Raw genomic sequence first — 20,850 nt, forward strand, 5'->3', positions numbered from 1 at the left:
TTGGAGAATTGTAGGGTAACACGTAGTATCGATTATCATGCATCTCTCCCGTAGCGATAAGGTACCCCGCTAATCCATGACAACACCTGCACCTAAAACCAAGGCTGTTGATGCCCCCGAAGTCGCCGCCTACTGGGTCGAACGACGCCGTTATCTCGACCGCATACGGAAAGTTCCAGAAATCAGACAGCGGTTCTGGCGGGAAGTTGCCATCTACCTGCTCCGCCGGCTGCTCTGGTCATTCGGATTTTTCCCGGTATTCCTGGCCTTCTGGATTCCGTTCGTGATGGCCAGCTTCAACCCTGTTGTCATGGCATCCGATCTGATTCCGCTGCTGGAGGAGTTCGTCAATTCCAACCCGGAAGTACAGGCAACCACCATCAGCACCCTTTTGATTGCCTGGGCATCGATCGGATTCTTCTTCCTGGTGTTTGATTTTGTGCTTACTCCGTTTACGTCGCCTTATGAATATGAAGCCGATGTGTACATGAGATCATGGGAACAGCTCAACCATGATCAGCTTCCGGATAAAGTGTGATTTGGCCTGCATTCTCGTTAACTCCAGACACTTTCTGTTACATAACGTTGCGCTCACTGGTTAAGATGAAGCGGTAGACAGAATTCCGAGAATGCAGGATTAAGAGGTTCCGCCATGGTCGATTTCAGACCACTTCTGTTCATCAACGCCCTTGCACTTATGTTGCTGGTCACCGCCGGATTCGCATCGGTCCGGAGCGAGCTGCAGATGACAGAAACCTTCGAACCACCCACCGTAGACCAAGTCGTTGCCGCCGAAGCTGTCTCAGCGGTCGAGCAGTCAGCTCCTGCCTTGGTTGAGCCGGAATACTCAAGTTCAGTGCAAACCCGCACAGAAGACCGCCAGCCCAATGTCGATACCACCCCGTTTACCGTGCCCCCCATGCTGGAAGAGCCCACGGTTCTGGCGGTCGCCGAACCACCCTCGGCAATGACGACCCGCACCTACGACGCTCCGGAGGTGCAAAAGCAAGATCGCACCAAATCCGGGAAACAACCACCAACCACAGGCACACTGGTGCTTCGCTCAAACGTTGTGGGTGATCAGGTTACGATCAATGGTAAGGAATACGGCGCAACCCGCCTCGACCTTGAACTGGAACCGGGCCGGTACGATGTCACCATCAGCAAGACCGGCTTTAAGCCCTGGAGACAGTCCATTGCCCTTGAAGCCGGGAACGAGATGACGTTGGTCGGCAAGCTGAAAGCCTACACCACAGTTAATTACCGCAACGGCAACTGGATCGGTGGCGTGCGCACCGGCGACGGCAGATACGAAGACTCAGATGGCCTGCGCTATGAAGGGCATTTCGTGAATGGCGAGTTTGATGGTCAGGGCATCGCCTGGTACCCCAATGGCAGCCGGTATGAAGGCGAATGGTCTGGCGGCAAACGTCACGGCGAAGGCGTATGGCGCAGCGCCGACGGCGCCCGCTACTCTGGGGATTTCAGGGACAATCAGTTTAATGGCAAAGGCACACTGACACTGGCTGACGGGAATATCCTTACCGGCCACTGGCAACAGGGCCAACTCAATGGCCACGGCTCACTGACCACCGCTGACGGCATCCTATATGTCGGCGGGTTCCGTAACGATGAATTCCATGGCTCGGGCACCCTTACCTACCCGGACGGACGCCATTATGAGGGTGAATTTTCCAACGGGACCTTCCACGGTACCGGCTCCGAGGTCTTTGCCAATGGCAAGAAATACGAAGGCCAGTACATCGAAGGAAAATTTCACGGCAATGGGCTGTTAAAGAACCCCAACGGCAGCTCCATTGAAGCCACTTTCCGTCATGGCGAGCCCTACGGACAGGTTCGCCTGACCACGGCGGCTGGGGAAGTATTCACTGCCCGAACAACTGAACCCGGTGTCTGTTATCGGGACAAGAGCTACCGGGCCACCGAATGCCCGAAACTGGAAGGCTGGTAATCACGTCGGCCCGATAACAAATGCGTTTGCAGTAAACGATTGAGGTAGTGACATGGCGATCAAGAACGCTCTGCTGGTAGACGACTCCAAAGTGGCACGATTTGCCCTGAGTAAACTGCTGGAAAGTCGTGACATGGAAGTCAACATGGCTGGTTCGGCCGAAGAAGCCCTGGATTTCCTGACTAGTCATGGCCGCCCGGATGTCATTTTCATGGATCACCTGATGCCGGGTATGAACGGCGTGGAGGCCACCAAGGCCATCAAGGGCAACCCCGAGACAGCGGGCATTCCGATCATCATGTGTACGTCCAAGAAATCCTCGTCCTTCATGGAGGAGGCAAAGACCTTTGGCGTTTACAACATCCTGACCAAGCCGCCCCAGCCCGATGGCCTCAGTCAGGTTCTGGCCCAGCTGGCCAGCGATGTCACCAAGGGTACACTGCCAGAGCCACCCACCGAGGACACAACCCAGGCCGGGGAAGACGACCTGCTAAACGTGCCTGCAAATGCCTCAGTTGAGCTCTCGCCGAAAACCGGGGAATCCGAACGCCGGGGCAGTGCCCAGGCCAATGTTGTTCCGCTAACCAGCGACCTCATTGAGCAGATTGCCCGCTCTGCTGTTAAAACCCATATCAACAACCGGCTGCATGAGCTGCTCAGCTCCCTGTTTGATGAGCAATTTGACCATCTCAAGCGGGCGCTGGACGAATCCCGCAGCAAACAGGAGGCGGCGATTGAGGAGCGCCTCAATGCCGTTTCCGAAATGGTCGAGGAACGTACGAAAAATCTGCGGGATGACGTTGCCGCTGAGGTCAATCTGAACCTGGGCAGCGAGTTTGCGGTGCTGAAAAAGGAGCTGAAAAAGAATTCAGGATTTACCAGCGAGCACATGGCGGAACTGAAGGATCACATTACCAGCGTCCAGACCATTGATACGGAGTTCTGGCAAACACTGCAGTCAGAGGCGATTCAGCAGGCCCACGAGATTTCCCGGGAAACCGCGGAAGACATTGCCCAGCGCACGATTGATCTGTTCGTTGCCCAACAGCGGTCAGCGTCGTCCCGGGTATATACCATGGGGCTTGCCCTCAGCCTCGGTATCTTCAGCGTCGGGATTGCCTGGCTGTCCGGTCTGTTTGGCTGAGTAGCCTTCTGATTCTGTGCCAGTCTGCCGGGGTGTCGACATCCTCGTGAACCCCCGGGATGTCCACCCGGGTGGCTCTCACCTCGGCCAGCAGGCGGCTGGCTCCACGATCCCCTTCAAGATCCAGTACCAGGGGCCACAACCAGCGAGGCAGATAGGCTGGAACACCTGGCCGCTCGCCGTAATCCGCTGCGATAGGTTGCTCAGGAACATAGCGCGCGGCATCCCCGAACGCCTTCAGGGCATTCAGGTCTAGCAGTGGCTGATCTGCCAGTAGCACAAATACTCCTTTTACTGTCGGCCCCAGACTATGGATTCCGGCAGCCAGTGATGCCGACAATCCCTGATGCCAGTCCGGCGCTTTCAGCCATAGTGAAGGTTGGCTGTGGCAACGAAAGCGGATCAAAGGGTACCAGGCGCCGCACACCACCCGGACATCACGGCTCAATAGCCGGCCCTGGTCAATGGCAGCGTCCAGCAGGATTTTTTTGTCCTCACCGCCACCGACGCCGAGGGGCAGCAGCGCCTTGGGCCGACCAAGCCGGGTTGATGCACCGGCAGCCAGTATCAGTGCCGGAAATTCCTGATCGTTGATCTGTTTGCGGAAGTTTATGATGTTCTGCCCGATAGCGAGAAGTTATGGTGCCTGGCAATCAGCCAGACTGCTGTACCCGGGGATTTTTGCTAGAATTCGCTCATCAATCAACCATACCCGCCCGGAAATTTGATGAACCATCTGTTTGTAGACAACCTGACCGTTATTGATTTCGCATATCTGGACCCGACAAGGGGGCTGGTAGGCGAAAGCTGGATTGCGGATGTGGTGCTTGGCGGGGAGCTGGATGACCAGGGCATGGTGTTCGATTTCAGTAACGTGAAACGTACCATCAAACGGGTGATTGATGAGCGTGTCGATCACCGCCTGGTGATACCCCGGGGCTTCCAGGGCCTGTCCTGGAGCGAAGAACAGCCGGACACGTTCACCTGGGCGCTGACGGATGGCAGCCAGATTGTTCACCGCTCCCCCGATGAAGCCATCGTCTGGCTGTCGGCGGAACGAGTAGTACCTTCTGCTGTGGCTGCCCTGTTGGAACAGGAGATCAAGGCGGTGCTTCCGGCGAACGTAACCTCAGTGGAGATCCATCTTCGGGAAGAGGAAATCGACGGCGCCTACTACCACTACGTGCATGGCCTGAAGAAGCATCTTGGTAACTGCCAGCGCATCGCCCATGGCCATCGCTCCCCGATTCGCATTGATCGCAACCGGCACCGTGATTATGACCTCGAGCGGCGATGGGCGAAGCTCTGGCGGGATATTTACGTGGGCTCAGAGGAAGATGTGGTGCGCCGCCATGTGGGAGATGACGGGGTTCGGTACGTGACCTTCGAGTATGAGGCCAATCAGGGGGAGTTTGCGCTGACGCTGCCGGAGGAGCGGGTTTACATGCTGGATACCGATACCACGGTTGAGCTGATTGCTGCACATATTGCCGACAAGCTCAAGGTGGAGTTTGCTGCCGATGCTATTCGGGTCAAGGCTTATGAGGGTGTGGGCAAGGGGGCTATCGCTTCACGGTGAGCCCAGAGCCGCTGAGCCCGCTCACCCCGGAGGACGCGATCAGTGTGGCACCGTTCCAAAACACGCCGTGAACCCATCCCTGGGGGCTTGGTGTTGCCATCCATGGCAACACACAGTTTTGGAACGGTGCCACACTGATCGCCCGCAAGCTACTGTGAGGGCTTTTCCAAAGAGATTCTGGAACTCAGGGTCAGATGAAATTTTCGTCTGACCCCAAAATCAGACACAAAAAAACCGCCCGAAGGCGGTTTTTTTGATGGCTTTCCGGTGGACTAAACCGTTAAGCCGTATTGGCGTCCCCTAGGGGGTTCGAACCCCTGTTGCCGCCGTGAAAGGGCGGAGTCCTAGGCCACTAGACGAAGGGGACTAGAAATTGGTGGAGCCAAGCGGGATCGAACCGCTGACCTCAACACTGCCAGTGTTGCGCTCTCCCAGCTGAGCTATGGCCCCTCAACGGCTGCGTATATTAAGGATCCGCCCTATGGGCGTCAACCTTTTGAACATCTTTTTTTCAGTTTTCTGAACATCCCTGTCCTGGCCGTCTATAAATTCACCAAAGCGGTTATCAAACACCCAGTGCGGCGTATTCTTTTTCCACTTTCTTGGTTTCCTTCTTCGAGAAGCCACCAAGCACTTCCAGGGCGTGGCGCAATCGGGAGCGAGTCATGTCCGGTCCAAGCAGGGCCATGGAGTCCATCACGGACCAGGAGTTGGGTGTGCCGGCAATGGCTACGAAGATGGAGAACATGAAGTCACCCATTTTCAGGTCCATGGCTTTGGCCAGCGCCTTGATATCGGCGAAGATGGTTTCCTTGCTCCAGTGGCGCTGGGCTTCCAGTTTCCAGAGGGTGAACTGCAGAACCCGTTTGACCTGTGCCTCTTCCAATTTGTTGTGGCCAAAGTCCTCCGGTTTGAGGCTGAGCATACCGGAGAACATGAACTGGGCCATTGGCGCCACGTCAGAGAACACTTCCGCCCGGCCCTTGATGTGAGGCACCAGGGCGCTCAAAGCGTCTTCGTTGAACCACCACTGGCGCATACGCTCCATGAACTGCTCTTCGGTCAGTTCATCCCGCAGCCACTGACCGTTAAGCCAGCGCAGTTTCTCTACATCGAAAACCGGACCACCCAGGGAAACGCGTTGGATGTCAAAGTTCTCGATCATTTCATCCAGCGTGAACTTTTCCCGCTCGTCCGGCATGGACCAGCCCATGCGGCCAAGGTAGTTGGCAACCGCTTCCGGCAGAAAGCCCATGCGCTCGTAGAAATTGATACTGGTCGGGTTCTTGCGCTTGGAGAGCTTGCTCTTGTCCGGGTTGCGCAGCAGCGGCAGGTGGCAAAGTACCGGCATGTCCCAGCCAAAGTACTGGTACAGCAATTTGTGCTTCGGCGCAGAGTTGATCCACTCCTCACCCCGCAGCACGTGGGTAATTTCCATCAGGTGGTCGTCGACGACATTGGCCAGATGGTAGGTTGGCATACCGTCGGATTTGAGCAGGATCTGGCAATCCACCTGCGACCAGTCGATTTCAATAGTGCCGCGGAGCATGTCGTCGATCTCGCAGACACCCTCATCAGGCACCTTCATGCGTATCACGTAAGGCTCGCCGGCATCCAGGCGCTGCTTCACCTCATCTTCAGACAGCTCCAGGTCGCCCTTGATACCGGGGTTCAAACCCTGCGCCTTGCGCTCTTCCCGGATGGCATCGAGCTCTTCCGGGGTACGGAAGCAGTAGAAGGCATCGCCCGCCGTGACCAGGTCTTCGGCATACTGGCGGTAGGAGTGCTTGCGCTCCGACTGTCGGTAAGGACCGTGGGGGCCACCGACATCGGGACCTTCGTCCCAGTTGAGCCCGAGCCAACGCAGGGCCTTGAGGATATCCTGCTCGGACTCCGCCGTGCTCCGGGCCTGGTCGGTATCTTCAATACGGAGGATGAACTGGCCGCCGTGCTGGCGGGCGAAGCACAGGTTGAACAGGGCCACGTAGGCGGTACCAACGTGTGGATCACCGGTGGGTGACGGAGCAATTCGGGTACGTACTGTCATGAAACCTTCCTGAAAAGTCGGTGGCCGTTTGATAAACCCGGCATTATACCGGCCCTCAACAGCTTTCGCATGACCAGAGCGCATCCGCAGCCACATAAATCGCGGCACTGACACTTTCTTTTGCGACAGTCACCTGATATTTGTTACATTATAACATTACACACTCAATGGCAGGATCCGAACCACCATGCGCGCTCCCGGAAAAGTACTTTCACTGGCACTTGGTGCCAGCACTCTCCTTGTAAGCGGCGTTTTGCATGCCGAAACCCGTATTGTTACCTCCATCAAGCCTGTCGAGCTTATTGTCCGCGCCATTGCCACGGACGACATGTCGGCTACCAGCCTGGTTCCAGCGGGTTCAAGCCCCCACAACTACTCGATGAAACCCTCCCAGAGGCGGGCCCTGGAAAATGCCGACGTGATTTTCTGGGTAGGTCCGGAAATGGAAACCTTTCTGTACCGGCTTCTGTCGGCGCAAGAGTTCAGTAGCCGTACCGTAGCTCTGATGGCAGGCGAGCACGAGCCCGACAACGCCGGACATAACGGTCATGATGCTCACGACCATGGCGATGGTGAAGACCCACACATCTGGCTGGACCCCGAAATGGCCATCGAAATGGCTGAGACAATCCGCGACGCAATGGCCCGACTGGATGGTGTCAACATCCAGGCCATGGACCAGAACTTCCAGCAGTTCAAAGCCAGCGTTCGGGAAACCGACAGCGCCATTCGTGCCCGGCTTGCTCCAGCCCATGACATCAGCCTGTTCTCCTACCACAGTGCCTTCACCCGATTTGCGGATCATTACGATCTGAAACTGGAAGGTGTTCTGACATTGAACCCGGAACTCTCCCCGGGCGCACGTCACATTGCCGAGGTTCAGGACAAACTGCGCAAAGGTCGCCACCCCTGCCTGCTGACCGAACCTCAGTTCAATCAGCGATGGTGGAAGTCGATCACACAAAACCTGGATGTCACATTCAGCACCTGGGATCCCCTGGCGACGGAGATCAAGGTGACTGCGGATGGCTATAACGATTTTCAGCACAGCATTGTCGATGCCGTGCTCAAATGCCTACCAGAGGATGCTCAGCATTAGGGGGATGGAAGCAATGGCCAGCAGGGTCTGGCCACTAATGATACCCGCCATCAGCGGGGCATCGCCCCCCAGCTGGCGGGCCAGGATATAAGCAGATGTGGCGGTCGGCAGGGCCGCCAGCAAAACAGCAACCTTCACCATCAGTCCGTCGAGGCCCAGCACCAGCGCCAGCCCGGCGGTCATCAGGGGGAAAGCCACCAGCTTCAAAACGGAAGAGATGATGAAAGGCAGTGATGCTCCACGCAGCGCCTTCATTTGAAGGCCCGCGCCCACTGTCATCAACCCCATTGGCAACGCCAGATTGCTGAGCGGCTCGAGTATGCCCCCGATCAGCGGATGAAAACCAATTTCGAAAAAGCTCCAGATAACACCGATGACTGAGCCAACAATCAACGGGTTGGTGACAATGGCCTTGAACACCGGCACAAGCCTTACCGGCCCGTCGGTCGCCACCAGCGAAAACATCAGGATGCACAGGAGGTTGAGCAGCGGCACCATGACGGCAACCGCTATTGCGGTCAACGACAGCCCCTCATCGCCCAGCAACATGCCCCCGGCAGCAAGGCCCACGTACGAATTGAACCGGATGGCGCCCTGGTAAACGGATGAAAACACCGGGCCACGCCAACGCCAGAACCATTGCGACAAAGCCAGAACCAGCGTCATCGAAAGCAGCATGGCACCGATCAGCAGGACAATGTCGCCGTATGCCGAGGCGGGCAATCGTGCCTGCCCCAGCTTGAAAACCAGCATGGCCGGGAACAGCACGTAGTAGGTAAAGCGCTCAGCCTGGGGCCAGAAATCGCCGCCCGGGAAATCCACGCGCCGGAACACATGCCCGAGCATGATTAAAACAAAGATCGGCAACAGGGCCTGTACCATTAACGGCATGCGTGCCAACTCCGAGGCCATCAGGAAAGGGAGCGAAGAACTCCCTGTCATTAGGAAGCTATGCAGGATAGCAAAAGAACACAAGACCGTCCTGTAGACAAACCGGGCGTTTCAGCCGAACAGGAAAATAATGCCGGCGAGCTTCTCGCCAATCCCCTACGTAATCACCGATTGTTTATTGATACAATGCCGCTTCAGGACAAATTCATATTTTCGATTAAATCTATTATGCAGAATCAAGTTCCGCTCTCAGCTTCAACGAGCCCCTACCAGGCGAATGGCCCCTCTCGCCGCTTCTGCGTGGCGCCGATGATGGATTGGACCACCAGCCACTACCGCTACCTGGCGCGCCAGCTGAGCCGGCATACCCTGCTGTATACCGAGATGGTGACTACCGGGGCATTGATCCACGGTGATACCGCGCGCTTCCTGCGCCACGACGAGGCTGAGTACCCGCTGGCGCTTCAGTTAGGCGGCAGTGATGCCAGGGAGCTGGCACACTGTGCAAGACTCGCAGAACAGTACGGGTTTGACGAGGTAAACCTGAACGTGGGCTGCCCCAGCGACCGGGTTCAGAACAACATGATCGGCGCCTGCCTGATGGGTCATCCGGATAAGGTGGCCGAGGGCGTGAGGTCGATGATTGAGGCGACGGACCTGCCGGTTACCGTTAAACACCGGATCGGCATCGACGGTCGCGAATCCTGGGACGATCTGTGCGAATTCGTGGAAAAGTTGGCCGAAGCCGGATGCCGGACGTTTATCGTACACGCGCGTATTGCCATCCTTGAAGGCTTGAGCCCTAAGGAGAACCGGGATATCCCGCCGCTCAAGTATGACCGGGTTTATCAACTGAAAGCCAAATACCCCCATCTGGAAATCATCATCAACGGTGGTATCAAGACCTTTGACGAGTGTCATGAGCATCTCCGGCACACGGATGGCGTTATGCTTGGCCGGGAGGCGTATCACAACCCCTGGCTGTTGGCGGCCGTTGATTCGGAGTTCTTCGGCCAGGCCGCACCGGTCAAAACCCGCCACCAGGCGCTGCGGGCAATGCTTCCGTTCATCCAGAGCGAGCTGGATCGGGGCGTCTTCCTGACCCATATGTCCAGACACCTGCTAGGCCTGTTCCATGGCCAGCCCGGGGGCCGGCAGTTCCGCCGCTACATCAGTGAAAACGCCCACAAGTCCGGCGCCGGCCTCGAAGTGATCGAAACTGCCCTGGAAAAGGTCAGGGAGCCGGCTAATCCGGAGATTGCCGAAGCTTAACCGCTGCCAAGGAACCCCATACCTTTTGTTGTCTTGTTCCTGTCAGAGCGGCCCGTTATTGTAGGCACATAGCCAGCGCCCGGGATTCGGGCGCATCAATAACAAATCAACTGGGACGACAGGACGAATGACCAGCAAGCTCGACCAACTGAAAACCATGACCACCGTAGTGGCAGATACCGGCGACATCGACGCTATTGCGCAATGGCGGCCGGAAGATGCCACAACAAATCCGTCGCTTCTGCTTAAGGCGGCCGCCTCCGAAGCTTATCGCCCAATGCTCGACAAGGCAGTAGCCCAAGCCCGCCGCCAGGGCGGTTCAGGCGCTGAGCAGCTGACCATGGCAACGGATATGCTGGCCGTGCTTGCCGGCCGGGAAATCCTGAACCTGATTCCCGGTGTTGTTTCCACTGAAGTCGATGCACGGCTCTCGTTTGACACCACGGCAACTCTGGCGCGGGCCCGCCGCCTGGTTGAGCTGTACGACCAGCAGGGTGTGGATACAAACCGCGTGCTGATCAAGATTGCGGCTACCTGGGAAGGCATCCGAGCCGCCGAGCAACTGGAAAAAGAAGGGATACATTGCAACCTCACGCTTCTGTTCTCCTTTATCCAGGCTGCAGCCTGCGCCCAGGCCGGCGCATTCCTGATCTCACCCTTTGTCGGGCGCATCCTCGACTGGCACCTGGCCAACACCGGTCGCGACAGCTACCCCGCCGCCGAAGATCCTGGCGTACTTTCGGTCACCCGGATCTACAATTACTACAAGGCCAACGGTTTCAATACCGTAGTTATGGGAGCCAGCTTCAGGAACAAAGGTGAAATCGAAATGCTCGCCGGTTGCGACCGGTTGACCATCAGCCCTGCGCTTCTGCAGGAACTGAAAGATGACCACGGCGACCTGCCACAACAACTGGCGGCTGATTCTGCCAGCTCACCGGATCGTTTTGGCACAATCGATGAAAAGCTGTTCCGCTGGGAATCCAACGAAGATGCCATGGCAACGGAGAAACTGGCCGATGGTATCCGCCGCTTCACGGCGGACCAGATTGAACTTGAAAACCGGGTTCGGCAGCTATCCAAAGCAGCCTGACTCCAAGCCTTTCCCTGAGCACAGGAGTACGACTGTCCAATCATGATTGAGCGCCTGAAAAAACTGTTTGCGGGACCGGAAGCTGAGGACGAAAAACCTGATAACCACCAACTGGCCGTGGCTGCCACGGCGCTGATGGTGCAGCTGTCCCGGGTTGATCAGCATGAAGATGAGCGGGAGTTACAGGCCATTGTCGACGGCGCGGTGAAAGCGCACCAGGTAACCCGGGCGGAAGCCGAGGAAATTTTGGAGGATGCGCTCAGCCACGCCGATGATGCCACCTCGCTCTATGAGTTTACCGGTCAGATCAACGAACACCTGGATCAGGAAGGCAAACAGACCCTGTTGGAAAGCATCTGGCGCGTGGCCTTCGCGGACGGGCGCATCGACAAATACGAAGAACACCTCATTCGCCGCATGGCGGACCTGCTGCACCTTAACCATCGGGAATACATGCAGGCGCGGCACCGCGCGGAAGACGCCGGTTCTTAAAAAGGAGACAACATGTTAGCCATCCTTCACCCCAACACGGCCATGGACAGCGAAGAATATCGCCAGACCATGCATTATCTCGAAAACCTGCCAGGGGTTTCTGTGCGGGTTCATGAGGTTCAGGGCGCGACCCAGCGGCTGACCGAAATCTACCTGCTGGGTGACACCAAGCCCCTCAACAAGGAAGAGATTGAGGCATTACCGGCGGTTGAACGGGCCATCCGCATATCAGACGATTACCGGATTCTCGGTCGTCACAAGGATGACCGACGGCAAAGTGGCTTTACCTACAATGGCGTGGAGTTCAATCAGTCCAACCTGAACATTTTCGCCGGTTTGTGTGCGGTAGACGTTCCCGAACACGTCGACATGATGATGAAGGCTCTGGAGGACAGTGGCGAAGTCTGTACCCGGATGGGCGCCTACAAGCCGCGCACCAACCCCTACTCGTTCCAGGGCCATGGCAAGGGCTGCCTGCCCTGGGTGTTTGAGAAAGCGGGCAAGCATGGCATCAAGGTGATCGCCATGGAGATCACTCACGAAAGCCACATCGAGGAAATCGACACCTGCCTGGAAAAACTTGGCCGGCCCACCGGCGTCATGCTCCAGGTGGGCACCCGGAACACCCAGAACTTCGAGCTGCTTAAGGCCATTGGTCGCCAGAGCACCTATCCTGTGCTGCTGAAACGTGGTTTTGGTATCACCCTGAACGAGTCCCTGAACGCCGCCGAGTACCTGGCCAGCGAAGGCAATGCCAATGTGATCTTCTGCCTGAGGGGCATGAAAACAGAGGCCGGCCAGCCCCACCGCAACATGGTGGACTTTGCCCATGTGCCCGCGGTCAAACGCCTGACCCGTATGCCGGTGTGCGTGGATCCCTCCCATTCGGTCGGGACCCGTGAGCAATCGCCGGACGGCATCCTCGATGTCATGCACGCGACAGCCCAAGGCGTTATCGCGGGCGCCAACATGGTGCTCGTGGATTTCCACCCGAAACCGGAAAAAGCCCTTGTGGATGGCCCACAGGCCTTGCTGATGCATGAATTGCCGGCTTATCTGGAAGATATCCGTCTCTGCCACGATACCTGGAAGAAACGCCAGGCCATTTATCAACGTCTGAAGGAAGAAGCGCCGGAATGATTGTGTACGGACACAGAGGCGCCAAGGGAGAGGCTCCCGAAAACACCCTGCCCGGATTTATTCACGCCTACCGGCACGGTATCCGGCACTTCGAGCTGGACCTGGTTTTGTCCAGGGACGGCAAGCCGGTTCTGGTGCACGACCTGTCGGTGGACCGTACCACCGGCCAGAAAGGCAGCATCAGCCAATACACCGCCGCCGAACTGGCAGCCATGGATGCGCGCCGCAATACCAGTTCCTGGCCCAGACCAACCGGCATTCCAACGCTGGACGATCTGCTGGATCAGTTCGACGACCTGGAACATCTGCAACTGGAGGTCAAAAAGGACAGCCGCCAGAGACTAAATATCCTGTGTAACCGGCTGACCGAGGTAATCCAGCACCGAAATCTCTATCAGACCGCGGCGATCACCTCCTCCGACACCTGGTTTCTCAAGCAAATCCGGCGGCGCAACAGGAACATCCGTATCGGCCTGGTAACCGAACGAAAGTTTCCTCGTCCCCTGAGTATTGCCAACCGCCTTGGGTGTGAGTACCTTTGCATTAACTGGAAGCTGTGTTCAAAAGAGCTGGTGGAACAAGCGCACCGCCGCGGAATGCACGTATCCACCTGGACGGTGAACCGCATTCACGACATGCTGCAGCTGGAAGAAATGGGGGTGGACAGTATTATCAGCGACTACCCGACAAGCACCCGGATGTTCTTTGATAACCGGGCCCGCTCCCTGTTATCCCTGCCGCAAAATCAGGAAGGCGTTTCGGCGGACAGCGAGGCTCTGTCCGCCACCTGAGGCCGGATCAGAAGATCCGGTTAAGGCCGTTCAACGCCGCTACTCGGTAGGCTTCGGCCATGGTCGGGTAGTTAAATGTGGTATTGATGAAATAGTTCAGGGAATTTGCCTCCCCTTCCTGATTCATAATCGCCTGACCGATGTGGACGATCTCGGCTGCCTGGTCACCAAAGCAGTGAATACCCAGAATCTGACGCGTCTCGCGATGGAACAGGATCTTCAGCATGCCCACCGCTTCACCTGTGATCTGAGCTCGGGCCAGATCCTTGAAGAACGCCTGACCAACTTCGTACGGCACCTTCGCTTCGGTCAGCTCACGTTCGGTTTTACCGACAGAACTGATTTCCGGAATGGTGTAAATACCCGTTGGCACATCCGACACAAACCTGAAGTAGTCGTCCTTCACGATGTCCGAGGATGCCGACCGCCCCTGGTCATAGGCGGCACTGGCCAGGCTGGGCCAGCCGATAACGTCCCCTGCCGCGTAAATATTGTCCACCTCGGTTCGGTAGTGCTCGTCAACTGCCAGCTGGCCGCGACCATTCGGGACCAGATTGATATTCTCAAGGCCCAGCTTTTCCGTGTTGCCACTGCGGCCATTACACCAGAGGAAAGCGTCGGCACGGATCTTCTTGCCTGACTTCAGTGAAAGCACTACACCGTGGTCGTCACCATCAACCGATTCATATTCCTCATTGTGACGCACCAGTACACCGTTGTTGCGAAGGTGATAGCTCAACGCGTCAGAGATTTCGTCATCAAGGAAATTCAGCAGCCGGCTACCCGGGTTGATCAGATCCACCTTCACACCCAGCCCGGCAAAGATGGAGGCATACTCAGAGCCAATGACTCCAGCGCCGTAAATAATAAGGGTCCGCGGCGTATGCGAAAGGTTGAGAATGGTGTCGGAGTTGTAAACCCGGTGATGGCGGAAATCGACATCAGGCGGCAGATAGGGGCGGGAACCGGTGGCAATGATCGCCTGCTTGAAATGCAGGGTTTCAATGGACTTGTGACCACGAACTTCAATCCGGTTCTGATCGATAAAGGACGCACGTCCGTTGATCAGATCAACACGGTTGCGGGAATAGAACTGGGTTCTGAGCTTGACCTGTTTGCCGATAACCTTCTGGGCATTCTGCAGCACACGAGGAAAGGAGAACCAGCGGGGTTCACCGATATCCCGAAACATCTGGTTGGTGTTAAAAGTGATGATCTGCTTGACGGAATGGCGCAACGCCTTGGAAGGAATCGTCCCCCAATGGGTGCAGTTGCCGCCGACCGTAGGCTTGTCCTCGATGATCGCGACACGTTTGCCATGTTTCGTCGCATTCATCGCCGCGCCTTCGCCGGAGGGACCGGCGCCGATAACGACGACGTCGTAATGATGTTCTGCCATGCGCGCAGTAACTCCTTATCTACGTCGTGAAAAGATAGTTGTAATTATCGATCACAGAATCGGATCAATGCTTGCGGGTGCTGGTGGCATCGTAAGCCAGAGCTTGTGGCTCTGTTCCTTCCCTGGTCAGCCGCTGATTCTCTTCCTCGCACTTCTGGGTATTGCCTCCGCAGATGTCACAAGACTGGCTGATACCCAAGGCACCGATACCACCACAGGTTCCGCTGATCGGCTTGCGCCCGAAAATCACACCGATGGACATGGCCGCAACCAACAGCACCACAATAAACAGAACTAACAGAAAGGTACCCATTTTTGCCCTCCCCCTATTGAGTCACGTAAGACGAAAAGGCCGGCGTCTGATGCGTCTCGAAGCCCTCATCCGTTCTTACAATAAAATAGGCCGGGATATTTTCCCTCACCGCGAGCGCATTGGCCCGTTCGTAGCCCATTACATTAAAACCGGTTGCCAGGGCGTCTGCCGTCATACAATCTTCCGCAATTACGGTAACTGACGCCAGATTGTGCGATATCGGCTCACCGGTCCCTGGATCTATTGTATGCGAGTAGCGGCGCCCTTCCGATTCGTAATAGTTACGATAGTCACCGGATGTTGCCATGGAGCGTGATTCCAGCGCCACCACCCTGTTAACCTGCCGCCCCTCTGATATCGGTTGCTCGATCGCCAACCGCCAGGTGCTGCCATCTGGCTTGCGACCGTTAACCCGAACCTCACCCCCGATTTCGACCAGATAAGCCTGCACGCCCTCACTATCAAGGTATCGGGCCACCGCATCGACCCCGTAGCCCTTGGCAATTGCGGACAAATCCACATATTGAGTCGGGGCTGCCCTCACCGAAGGCGGATCCGCCTTCAACTCCAGTTTGTCGAAACCGGTCGCGGACAAAACCTGTGTGAGCTCCTCATCAGAAGGTATCGTTTCCGGTCGCGCCTGTGGACCGAACCCCCAAAGATTTACTACAGGCCCGATTGTTACATCAAAAGCTCCGTCAGTGAGCGTAGAAATCTCCGCAGCTTTTTGCAGTACCCGGAATAAACCATCTGAAACCGGAATCCAGTCTGACTGGTCCTTCCGCTGATTAAACCGAGACAGTTCCGAATCAGGGCGCCACGTCGACATGGAGGCATCAACCCCCTCGAGCACCTCGTCGATACCGCTCGCCAGAGTCTCAAGCCTTTCCTGATCGTCCGTCAATACGACATTGATGTGGTAGCTGGTGCCAAAAACGGGACCCGATATTTCCCAAACATTTTCTTCAGGCTCAAACGAACAACCCGCCAGAGCGGCAACGGCCAACGCTAGAAAAGCGCTGGCCAAGGCCGCCCTGGCGGGTCGTAACATGCGGAATGTCATCAGGACTGCTTAACCTCCGAAGTCATCCAGCATGATATTTTCGTCCTCTACGCCCAGATCCTTGAGCATCTTGATAACCGACGCGTTCATGATTGGGGGCCCGCACATATAGAACTCACAGTCTTCAGGAGCCGGGTGGTCCTTGAGGTAGTTCTCGTACAACACGTTATGGATAAAGCCGGTCGGCCCTTCCCAGTTGTCCTCGGGCAGCGCATCGGACAGCGCGACATGCCACTCAAAGTTTTCATTCTCTTCCTGCAGCATGTCGAAGTCTTCCACGTAGAACATCTCGCGGACACTTCGAGCCCCATACCAGAAGCTGATCTTGCGCTTGGAATTAAGGCGCTTTAATTGGTCGAAGATGTGGGAGCGCATGGGCGCCATACCGGCACCACCGCCGATGAATACCATTTCGGCGTCTGTCTTCTTGGCAAAGAACTCACCAAATGGTCCCATCACGGTAACTTTGTCGCCCGGCTTCAGGTTGAACACATAGCTGGACATTATGCCAGGATTGTGATCAGTCCCTGGAGGCGGCGTTGCAATTCGGATATTGAACTTGAGAACGCCTCTCTCTTCCGGGTAGTTCGCCATCGAATAGGCCCGGATGGTTTCTTCCTTGTTGATCGCCTTGTAGCGCCAGATGTTGTGCTTGTCCCAGTCTTCGTGGAATTCTTCCTCGATATCGAAATCCTTGAAGTCGATCTCGTACGGAGGGCACTCAAGCTGCACATAACCGCCAGCACGGAAGTCAACCTCTTCCCCCTCCGGCAGCTTCAGTATCAGTTCCTTGATAAAAGTAGCCACATTGTGGTTGGAAACGACCTCACATTCCCACTTCTTGACGCCGAAGAACTCTTCCGGCACTTCCACCTTCATATCCTGTTTGACAGGAACCTGACAGGACAAACGCCAGCCTTCCTTCTCTTCACGATTGGTGAAGTGAGTCTTTTCCGTAGGCAGCATGGCACCGCCGCCTTCGAAAACCTTGCATTTGCACTGGGCGCAGGTACCACCGCCGCCACAGGCAGAAGACAGGAAAATGCCGTTATTTGCCAGGGTGCCGAGCAGCTTGCCGCCGGCTTCTGTTTTAACCGTGTGTTCAGGATCGTCATTGATCTCAATGGTCACATCACCGGTGCTTACCAGCCTGGACCGGGCCGCAAGAATCACTGCGACCAGGGCCAGAACGATAACGGTGAACATGACCACGCCGAGAATAATTTCTGTATTCATGGTCTCGCCTTTTCGTTAAACCGAATCACCGGGTGAGTTACAGTGAAATACCGGAGAAGGACATGAACCCCAGGGACATCAGACCAACAGTAATGAAGGTGATGCCCAGGCCTCGCAGGCCTTCCGGAACGTCACTGTACTTGAGCTTCTCGCGGATACCCGCAAGGGCGATGATGGCCAGTGCCCAGCCGAGGCCGGCACCGAAGCCATACACCACACTCTCGCCAAAGGTGTAGTCACGCTCCACCATGAACAGCGAGGCACCAAGGATGGCACAGTTCACCGTTATCAATGGCAGAAACACACCCAGAGCGGCATAGAGCGCCGGGATATACTTGTCCAGTACCATTTCCATGATCTGGACAATCGCCGCGATTACACCGATATACGTCAACAATCCGAGAAAGCCCAGGTCTACATTCGGCAGGCCTGCCCAGTCCAGGGCGCCTTCACGAAGAATGCTGTTGTACAGCAGGTTATTCACCGGCACGGTAACGGTCAGTACAACCACTACGGCAATACCAAGCCCCGTGGCAGCTTCCATCTTCTTGGAGATAGCGAGGAAGGTGCACATCCCCAGGAAGAACGCCAGCGCCATGTTTTCAACGAAAACGGCCTTCAGAATCAGACTGATATAATGTTCCATCAGAACGCCTCCTTGGCGGTATGACGCGACATTTTGTAATCCGGCTCTTCAACCTGCTCAGGTTTCCAGGTACGCAGACCCCAGATCGCCAGACCGATGATGAAGAACGCACTCGGCGGCAACAGAAGCAGGCCGTTGGGTATGTACCAGCCACCCTCGTTGACCACCGGCATCAGGGTTACACCGAACAGTGAGCCTGCGCCCAGCAATTCACGGAAGAAGGCCACGAAAATCAGAAGAACCGAGTAGCCCAGCCCGTTACCAATGCCGTCCAGGAAGCTCAGCCAGGGGCCATTTTTCATCGCAAAACCTTCTGCACGGCCCATTACGATACAGTTCGTGATGATAAGGCCAACGAACACTGACAGCTGTTTACTGATCTCATAGGCGTACGCCTTGAGAATCTGGTCAACCACGATTACCAGCGAGGCAATAATGGTCATTTGCACGATGATCCGGATACTGCCAGGAATCTGTGCACGAACCATGGAGACCGCAAGGTTTGCGAATGCGGTAACCGCGGTAACCGCCAGGCACATAACCAGGGTTACGTTCATGCTGGTGGTTACCGCCAGCGCCGAACAGATACCGAGGATCTGAAGGGCGATCGGGTTATTACTGAAGATCGGTTCAAAGAGAACCTGTTTGGCTGATGCATCTGCCATGATCAGACCTCCCCTTGGCGAAGTTTCTTGAGGAAAGGCGCGAAGCCGCGGTCACCCATCCAGTAGTTAACGAGTTGCTGCACGCCGCGGCTGGTCAGTGTTGCGCCCGACAGAGCATCGACTTTGTGCTGCTTGTTCGGCGTGTTGGCACTCACACCGCCTTTCACCAGCTGGATCTGTGGCTCGGTTTTATCCTCGTTGTAGAGTTCCTTGCCGGTCCACTGCTGCTTCCAGCGGGGGTTGTCAACTTCGCCACCCAGGCCCGGGGTTTCTGCATGCGCATAAAAGCCAAGACCCTCAATGGTGTTCAGGTTGCCCTCAAGAGAAATAAAGCCATAGAGGGTGGACCAGAGTCCGTAACCGTGAATAGGCAACACCACGCGTTTGAGCTCGCCATTCTCGCTAAGGGTGTAGATCTTGGCCACATCCGGACGGCGTTTGATGCCAGCCTTGTCCTCGGAAGCCGGAATGTCGGTGGACAATTCCGGATTCGACGCCGCCTTGTACATGTCGTACTTCATGGGATCCTGAACACCCACGTAAGAGGGCTCAACGAACTCACCGGTTTTCAGGTTCACCAGCCGCACCTGGAATTGTGCGAAGGTTTCCTCGATTTCCTCGGCGGTTGGGCTGTCCGGCAGCATACCCGCTGCTGACAGAATATTGGTCTTTATGTCCAGGTTCTGATTCTTGATCTGAGCCGGCTTGAGCATAACGGCAGCCGTTGAGACCACCACAGAGAACACAATACTCAGCACCAGCGCAACAACCAGCGTACGGGAGACAGTTTCTTTAGCTTTAGCCACGTGCAAGCCTCCGTTTGATATTGGCCTGGACCACGTAATGGTCCATCAGCGGTGCGAACAGGTTGGCGAACAGAATGGCCAGCATGATGCCCTCAGGGAAGGCGGGGTTGATCACACGAATCAGAATCGTCATCACACCCACCAGGATGCCGAAGCACCACCGTCCGGTATTGGTCATCGCCGCTGAAACCGGGTCCGTCGCCATGAACATCATGCCGAAGGCGAACCCGCCCATCACCAGATGCCAGTGCGCAGGAACGGCAAACATCGGATTGGTTTCAGAGCCAACAATGTTCAGCAGCAGGGACATACCAATCATGCCGATCAGCACACCACCGACGATTCGGTAACTGGCGATCTTCATGGCCAACAGGATCAGGCCACCAATAAGCACCGCGACGGTGGAGGTCTCGCCCATGGAACCCTGAATCGTGCCCACAAAGGCGTTCATCCAGCCAATCTGCGCTTCCAGGGCCTCAAGACCACCGCTGGCTGCCCAGCTCAGGGCGGTTGCGCCACTGAAGCCATCTACGGCGGTCCAGACAGTGTCGCCGGATATTTGCGCCGGATAGGCGAAGTACAGGAACGCACGGCCGGTCAGGGCCGGGTTCAGGAAGTTCTTGCCGGTACCGCCAAACACTTCCTTGCCGATCACCACACCGAAGGTGATACCCAAAGCTACCTGCCACAGCGGGATAGTCGGTGGGCAGATCAGGGCAAACAGAATGGACGTTACGAAGAAGCCTTCGTTCACCTCGTGACGACGCACAGTGGCAAAGAGCACCTCCCAGAAACCACCAACCACGAAGGTAACAAAGTAGATGGGCACGAAGTAGGCCATGCCATAGATGAAGTTATCCCAGACGCCTGCGCCTGCTCCGGTTACCGCGAGAGCCTGAATAAAGGCCGTTCGCAAGCCACCGTCCGCGACCATAGCGTCCGGATTGGAAGCCAGGAAGCTGTTGGCCTGGAAACCGATATTCCACATACCGAAGAACATCGCCGGGAAGGCGCACAGCCACACCGTAATCATGATGCGCTTGAGGTCAATTCCGTCACGCACATGAGATGTAGTGGATGTCACGTTCGCTGGCGAGTAGAAAATAGTATCTACCGCCTCGTAGAGCGCATACCAGCGCTCGTACTTGCCACCTTTTTCGAAATGGTGCTCGATACCATCGAGAAACTGTCGGATTGCCATC

At 56.3% G+C, this 20,850-nt stretch carries 21 protein-coding genes and 2 tRNA genes; 10 read left to right on the forward strand and 13 right to left on the reverse strand.

The window, feature by feature from the left end:
* Positions 1-76 precede the first annotated feature (76 nt).
* From CLH62_RS03230 to CLH62_RS03240, 3 genes are all read left to right on the forward strand, one after another.
* Positions 77-538 carry a hypothetical protein gene (locus tag CLH62_RS03230; RefSeq protein WP_099616696.1) on the forward strand — a complete coding sequence of 154 codons (462 nt, stop codon included), beginning with the start codon at positions 77-79 and terminating at the stop codon, positions 536-538.
* A gap of 114 nt (positions 539-652) precedes the next feature.
* On the forward strand, positions 653-1,972 hold the full coding sequence (locus tag CLH62_RS03235; RefSeq protein ID WP_099616697.1) for a PEGA domain-containing protein: 1,320 nt from the start codon (positions 653-655) through the stop codon (positions 1,970-1,972).
* A gap of 52 nt (positions 1,973-2,024) precedes the next feature.
* Complete coding sequence (locus CLH62_RS03240; protein ID WP_099616698.1) at positions 2,025-3,116, forward strand: response regulator; 1,092 nt, start codon at positions 2,025-2,027, stop codon at positions 3,114-3,116.
* Here the strand turns inward: CLH62_RS03240 and CLH62_RS03245 are convergent.
* Positions 3,076-3,744 carry a nucleotidyltransferase family protein gene (locus tag CLH62_RS03245; protein WP_099616699.1) on the reverse strand — a complete coding sequence of 223 codons (669 nt, stop codon included), beginning with the start codon at positions 3,742-3,744 and terminating at the stop codon, positions 3,076-3,078. The genes CLH62_RS03240 and CLH62_RS03245 overlap by 41 nt on opposite strands.
* Positions 3,745-3,843: 99 nt before the next feature.
* On the opposite strand from CLH62_RS03245, the gene CLH62_RS03250 reads away from it, so the two are divergent.
* Complete coding sequence (locus CLH62_RS03250; RefSeq protein WP_099616700.1) at positions 3,844-4,695, forward strand: 6-pyruvoyl trahydropterin synthase family protein; 852 nt, start codon at positions 3,844-3,846, stop codon at positions 4,693-4,695.
* A gap of 291 nt (positions 4,696-4,986) precedes the next feature.
* On the opposite strand, the gene CLH62_RS03255 is transcribed toward CLH62_RS03250, so the two are convergent.
* The 3 genes from CLH62_RS03255 to gltX all read right to left on the reverse strand — a co-directional run bounded on the left by CLH62_RS03255 (position 4,987) and on the right by gltX (position 6,742).
* Positions 4,987-5,062 (reverse strand) — tRNA-Glu (locus CLH62_RS03255).
* 7 nt (positions 5,063-5,069) lie between these two features.
* A tRNA-Ala gene (locus tag CLH62_RS03260) sits at positions 5,070-5,145 on the reverse strand.
* Between the two features lie 115 nt (positions 5,146-5,260).
* A complete protein-coding gene (gltX, locus tag CLH62_RS03265) occupies positions 5,261-6,742 on the reverse strand; it encodes a glutamate--tRNA ligase (RefSeq protein WP_099617607.1) in 1,482 nt (493 codons plus the stop codon).
* 187 nt (positions 6,743-6,929) lie between these two features.
* Between gltX and CLH62_RS03270 the strand changes: the two genes are divergently transcribed.
* Complete coding sequence (locus tag CLH62_RS03270) at positions 6,930-7,841, forward strand: zinc ABC transporter substrate-binding protein (protein ID WP_099616701.1); 912 nt, start codon at positions 6,930-6,932, stop codon at positions 7,839-7,841.
* On the opposite strand, the gene CLH62_RS03275 is transcribed toward CLH62_RS03270, so the two are convergent.
* A complete protein-coding gene (locus CLH62_RS03275) occupies positions 7,818-8,732 on the reverse strand; it encodes an AEC family transporter (protein ID WP_099617608.1) in 915 nt (304 codons plus the stop codon). The two genes, CLH62_RS03270 and CLH62_RS03275, sit on opposite strands and share 24 nt — an antisense overlap.
* Positions 8,733-8,960: 228 nt before the next feature.
* Here CLH62_RS03275 and dusA point away from each other — a divergent pair, with 228 nt between their 5' ends.
* The 5 genes from dusA to CLH62_RS03300 all read left to right on the forward strand — a co-directional run bounded on the left by dusA (position 8,961) and on the right by CLH62_RS03300 (position 13,520).
* Positions 8,961-10,004 (forward strand): tRNA dihydrouridine(20/20a) synthase DusA, encoded by a 1,044-nt coding sequence (gene dusA / locus CLH62_RS03280; protein WP_099617609.1) that lies wholly within the window; start codon positions 8,961-8,963, stop codon positions 10,002-10,004.
* A gap of 127 nt (positions 10,005-10,131) precedes the next feature.
* On the forward strand, positions 10,132-11,097 hold the full coding sequence (gene tal, locus CLH62_RS03285; RefSeq protein ID WP_099616702.1) for a transaldolase: 966 nt from the start codon (positions 10,132-10,134) through the stop codon (positions 11,095-11,097).
* A gap of 42 nt (positions 11,098-11,139) precedes the next feature.
* Positions 11,140-11,589, forward strand: coding sequence for a tellurite resistance TerB family protein (locus CLH62_RS03290; protein ID WP_099616703.1), 450 nt, complete (start codon positions 11,140-11,142; stop codon positions 11,587-11,589).
* A 12-nt stretch (positions 11,590-11,601) separates the two neighbouring features.
* Positions 11,602-12,729, forward strand: a complete 1,128-nt coding sequence (locus CLH62_RS03295; protein WP_099616704.1) for a 3-deoxy-7-phosphoheptulonate synthase — start codon at positions 11,602-11,604, stop codon at positions 12,727-12,729.
* Positions 12,726-13,520, forward strand: coding sequence for a glycerophosphodiester phosphodiesterase (locus CLH62_RS03300; RefSeq protein ID WP_099616705.1), 795 nt, complete (start codon positions 12,726-12,728; stop codon positions 13,518-13,520). The genes CLH62_RS03295 and CLH62_RS03300 overlap by 4 nt, the downstream gene beginning before the upstream one ends.
* Positions 13,521-13,527: 7 nt before the next feature.
* Here the strand turns inward: CLH62_RS03300 and sthA are convergent, their stop codons facing one another.
* The 8 genes from sthA to CLH62_RS03340 form a co-directional block, all read right to left on the reverse strand.
* Complete coding sequence (gene sthA / locus CLH62_RS03305; RefSeq protein ID WP_099616706.1) at positions 13,528-14,919, reverse strand: Si-specific NAD(P)(+) transhydrogenase; 1,392 nt, start codon at positions 14,917-14,919, stop codon at positions 13,528-13,530.
* Between the two features lie 64 nt (positions 14,920-14,983).
* Complete coding sequence (nqrM, locus tag CLH62_RS03310) at positions 14,984-15,232, reverse strand: (Na+)-NQR maturation NqrM (protein ID WP_099616707.1); 249 nt, start codon at positions 15,230-15,232, stop codon at positions 14,984-14,986.
* Between the two features lie 13 nt (positions 15,233-15,245).
* Positions 15,246-16,295 carry an FAD:protein FMN transferase gene (locus CLH62_RS03315; RefSeq protein WP_099616708.1) on the reverse strand — a complete coding sequence of 350 codons (1,050 nt, stop codon included), beginning with the start codon at positions 16,293-16,295 and terminating at the stop codon, positions 15,246-15,248.
* Positions 16,296-16,304: 9 nt separating this feature from the next.
* Positions 16,305-17,531: an NADH:ubiquinone reductase (Na(+)-transporting) subunit F gene (nqrF, locus tag CLH62_RS03320; protein ID WP_099616709.1), complete on the reverse strand. Its 1,227-nt coding sequence runs from the start codon at positions 17,529-17,531 to the stop codon at positions 16,305-16,307.
* 37 nt (positions 17,532-17,568) lie between these two features.
* Positions 17,569-18,177 (reverse strand): NADH:ubiquinone reductase (Na(+)-transporting) subunit E, encoded by a 609-nt coding sequence (nqrE, locus tag CLH62_RS03325; RefSeq protein WP_099616710.1) that lies wholly within the window; start codon positions 18,175-18,177, stop codon positions 17,569-17,571.
* Entirely contained in the window at positions 18,177-18,842 is a 666-nt protein-coding gene (locus CLH62_RS03330) for an NADH:ubiquinone reductase (Na(+)-transporting) subunit D (protein WP_099616711.1), read from the reverse strand. The genes nqrE and CLH62_RS03330 overlap by 1 nt, the downstream gene beginning before the upstream one ends.
* A 2-nt stretch (positions 18,843-18,844) precedes the next feature.
* Positions 18,845-19,648, reverse strand: coding sequence for a Na(+)-translocating NADH-quinone reductase subunit C (locus CLH62_RS03335; protein WP_099616712.1), 804 nt, complete (start codon positions 19,646-19,648; stop codon positions 18,845-18,847).
* Positions 19,641-20,849, reverse strand: coding sequence for an NADH:ubiquinone reductase (Na(+)-transporting) subunit B (locus CLH62_RS03340; RefSeq protein ID WP_099616713.1), 1,209 nt, complete (start codon positions 20,847-20,849; stop codon positions 19,641-19,643). Before CLH62_RS03340 ends, CLH62_RS03335 begins: the two co-directional genes overlap by 8 nt.
* Position 20,850 lies beyond the last annotated feature (1 nt).

Source organism: Marinobacter guineae (assembly GCF_002744735.1).
Taxonomy (GTDB): domain Bacteria; phylum Pseudomonadota; class Gammaproteobacteria; order Pseudomonadales; family Oleiphilaceae; genus Marinobacter; species Marinobacter guineae.

Coding starts and splice junctions, on each gene's coding strand:
- CLH62_RS03230 (WP_099616696.1), top strand. CDS start 77: ATGACAACACCTGCACCTAAAACCAAGGCTGTTGATGCCCCCGAAGTC.
- CLH62_RS03235 (WP_099616697.1), top strand. CDS start 653: ATGGTCGATTTCAGACCACTTCTGTTCATCAACGCCCTTGCACTTATG.
- CLH62_RS03240 (WP_099616698.1), top strand. CDS start 2,025: ATGGCGATCAAGAACGCTCTGCTGGTAGACGACTCCAAAGTGGCACGA.
- CLH62_RS03250 (WP_099616700.1), top strand. CDS start 3,844: ATGAACCATCTGTTTGTAGACAACCTGACCGTTATTGATTTCGCATAT.
- gltX (WP_099617607.1), bottom strand. CDS start 6,742: ATGACAGTACGTACCCGAATTGCTCCGTCACCCACCGGTGATCCACAC.
- CLH62_RS03270 (WP_099616701.1), top strand. CDS start 6,930: ATGCGCGCTCCCGGAAAAGTACTTTCACTGGCACTTGGTGCCAGCACT.
- CLH62_RS03275 (WP_099617608.1), bottom strand. CDS start 8,732: ATGCCGTTAATGGTACAGGCCCTGTTGCCGATCTTTGTTTTAATCATG.
- dusA (WP_099617609.1), top strand. CDS start 8,961: ATGCAGAATCAAGTTCCGCTCTCAGCTTCAACGAGCCCCTACCAGGCG.
- tal (WP_099616702.1), top strand. CDS start 10,132: ATGACCAGCAAGCTCGACCAACTGAAAACCATGACCACCGTAGTGGCA.
- CLH62_RS03290 (WP_099616703.1), top strand. CDS start 11,140: ATGATTGAGCGCCTGAAAAAACTGTTTGCGGGACCGGAAGCTGAGGAC.
- CLH62_RS03295 (WP_099616704.1), top strand. CDS start 11,602: ATGTTAGCCATCCTTCACCCCAACACGGCCATGGACAGCGAAGAATAT.
- CLH62_RS03300 (WP_099616705.1), top strand. CDS start 12,726: ATGATTGTGTACGGACACAGAGGCGCCAAGGGAGAGGCTCCCGAAAAC.
- sthA (WP_099616706.1), bottom strand. CDS start 14,919: ATGGCAGAACATCATTACGACGTCGTCGTTATCGGCGCCGGTCCCTCC.
- nqrM (WP_099616707.1), bottom strand. CDS start 15,232: ATGGGTACCTTTCTGTTAGTTCTGTTTATTGTGGTGCTGTTGGTTGCG.
- CLH62_RS03315 (WP_099616708.1), bottom strand. CDS start 16,295: ATGACATTCCGCATGTTACGACCCGCCAGGGCGGCCTTGGCCAGCGCT.
- nqrF (WP_099616709.1), bottom strand. CDS start 17,531: ATGAATACAGAAATTATTCTCGGCGTGGTCATGTTCACCGTTATCGTT.
- nqrE (WP_099616710.1), bottom strand. CDS start 18,177: ATGGAACATTATATCAGTCTGATTCTGAAGGCCGTTTTCGTTGAAAAC.
- CLH62_RS03330 (WP_099616711.1), bottom strand. CDS start 18,842: ATGGCAGATGCATCAGCCAAACAGGTTCTCTTTGAACCGATCTTCAGT.
- CLH62_RS03340 (WP_099616713.1), bottom strand. CDS start 20,849: ATGGCAATCCGACAGTTTCTCGATGGTATCGAGCACCATTTCGAAAAA.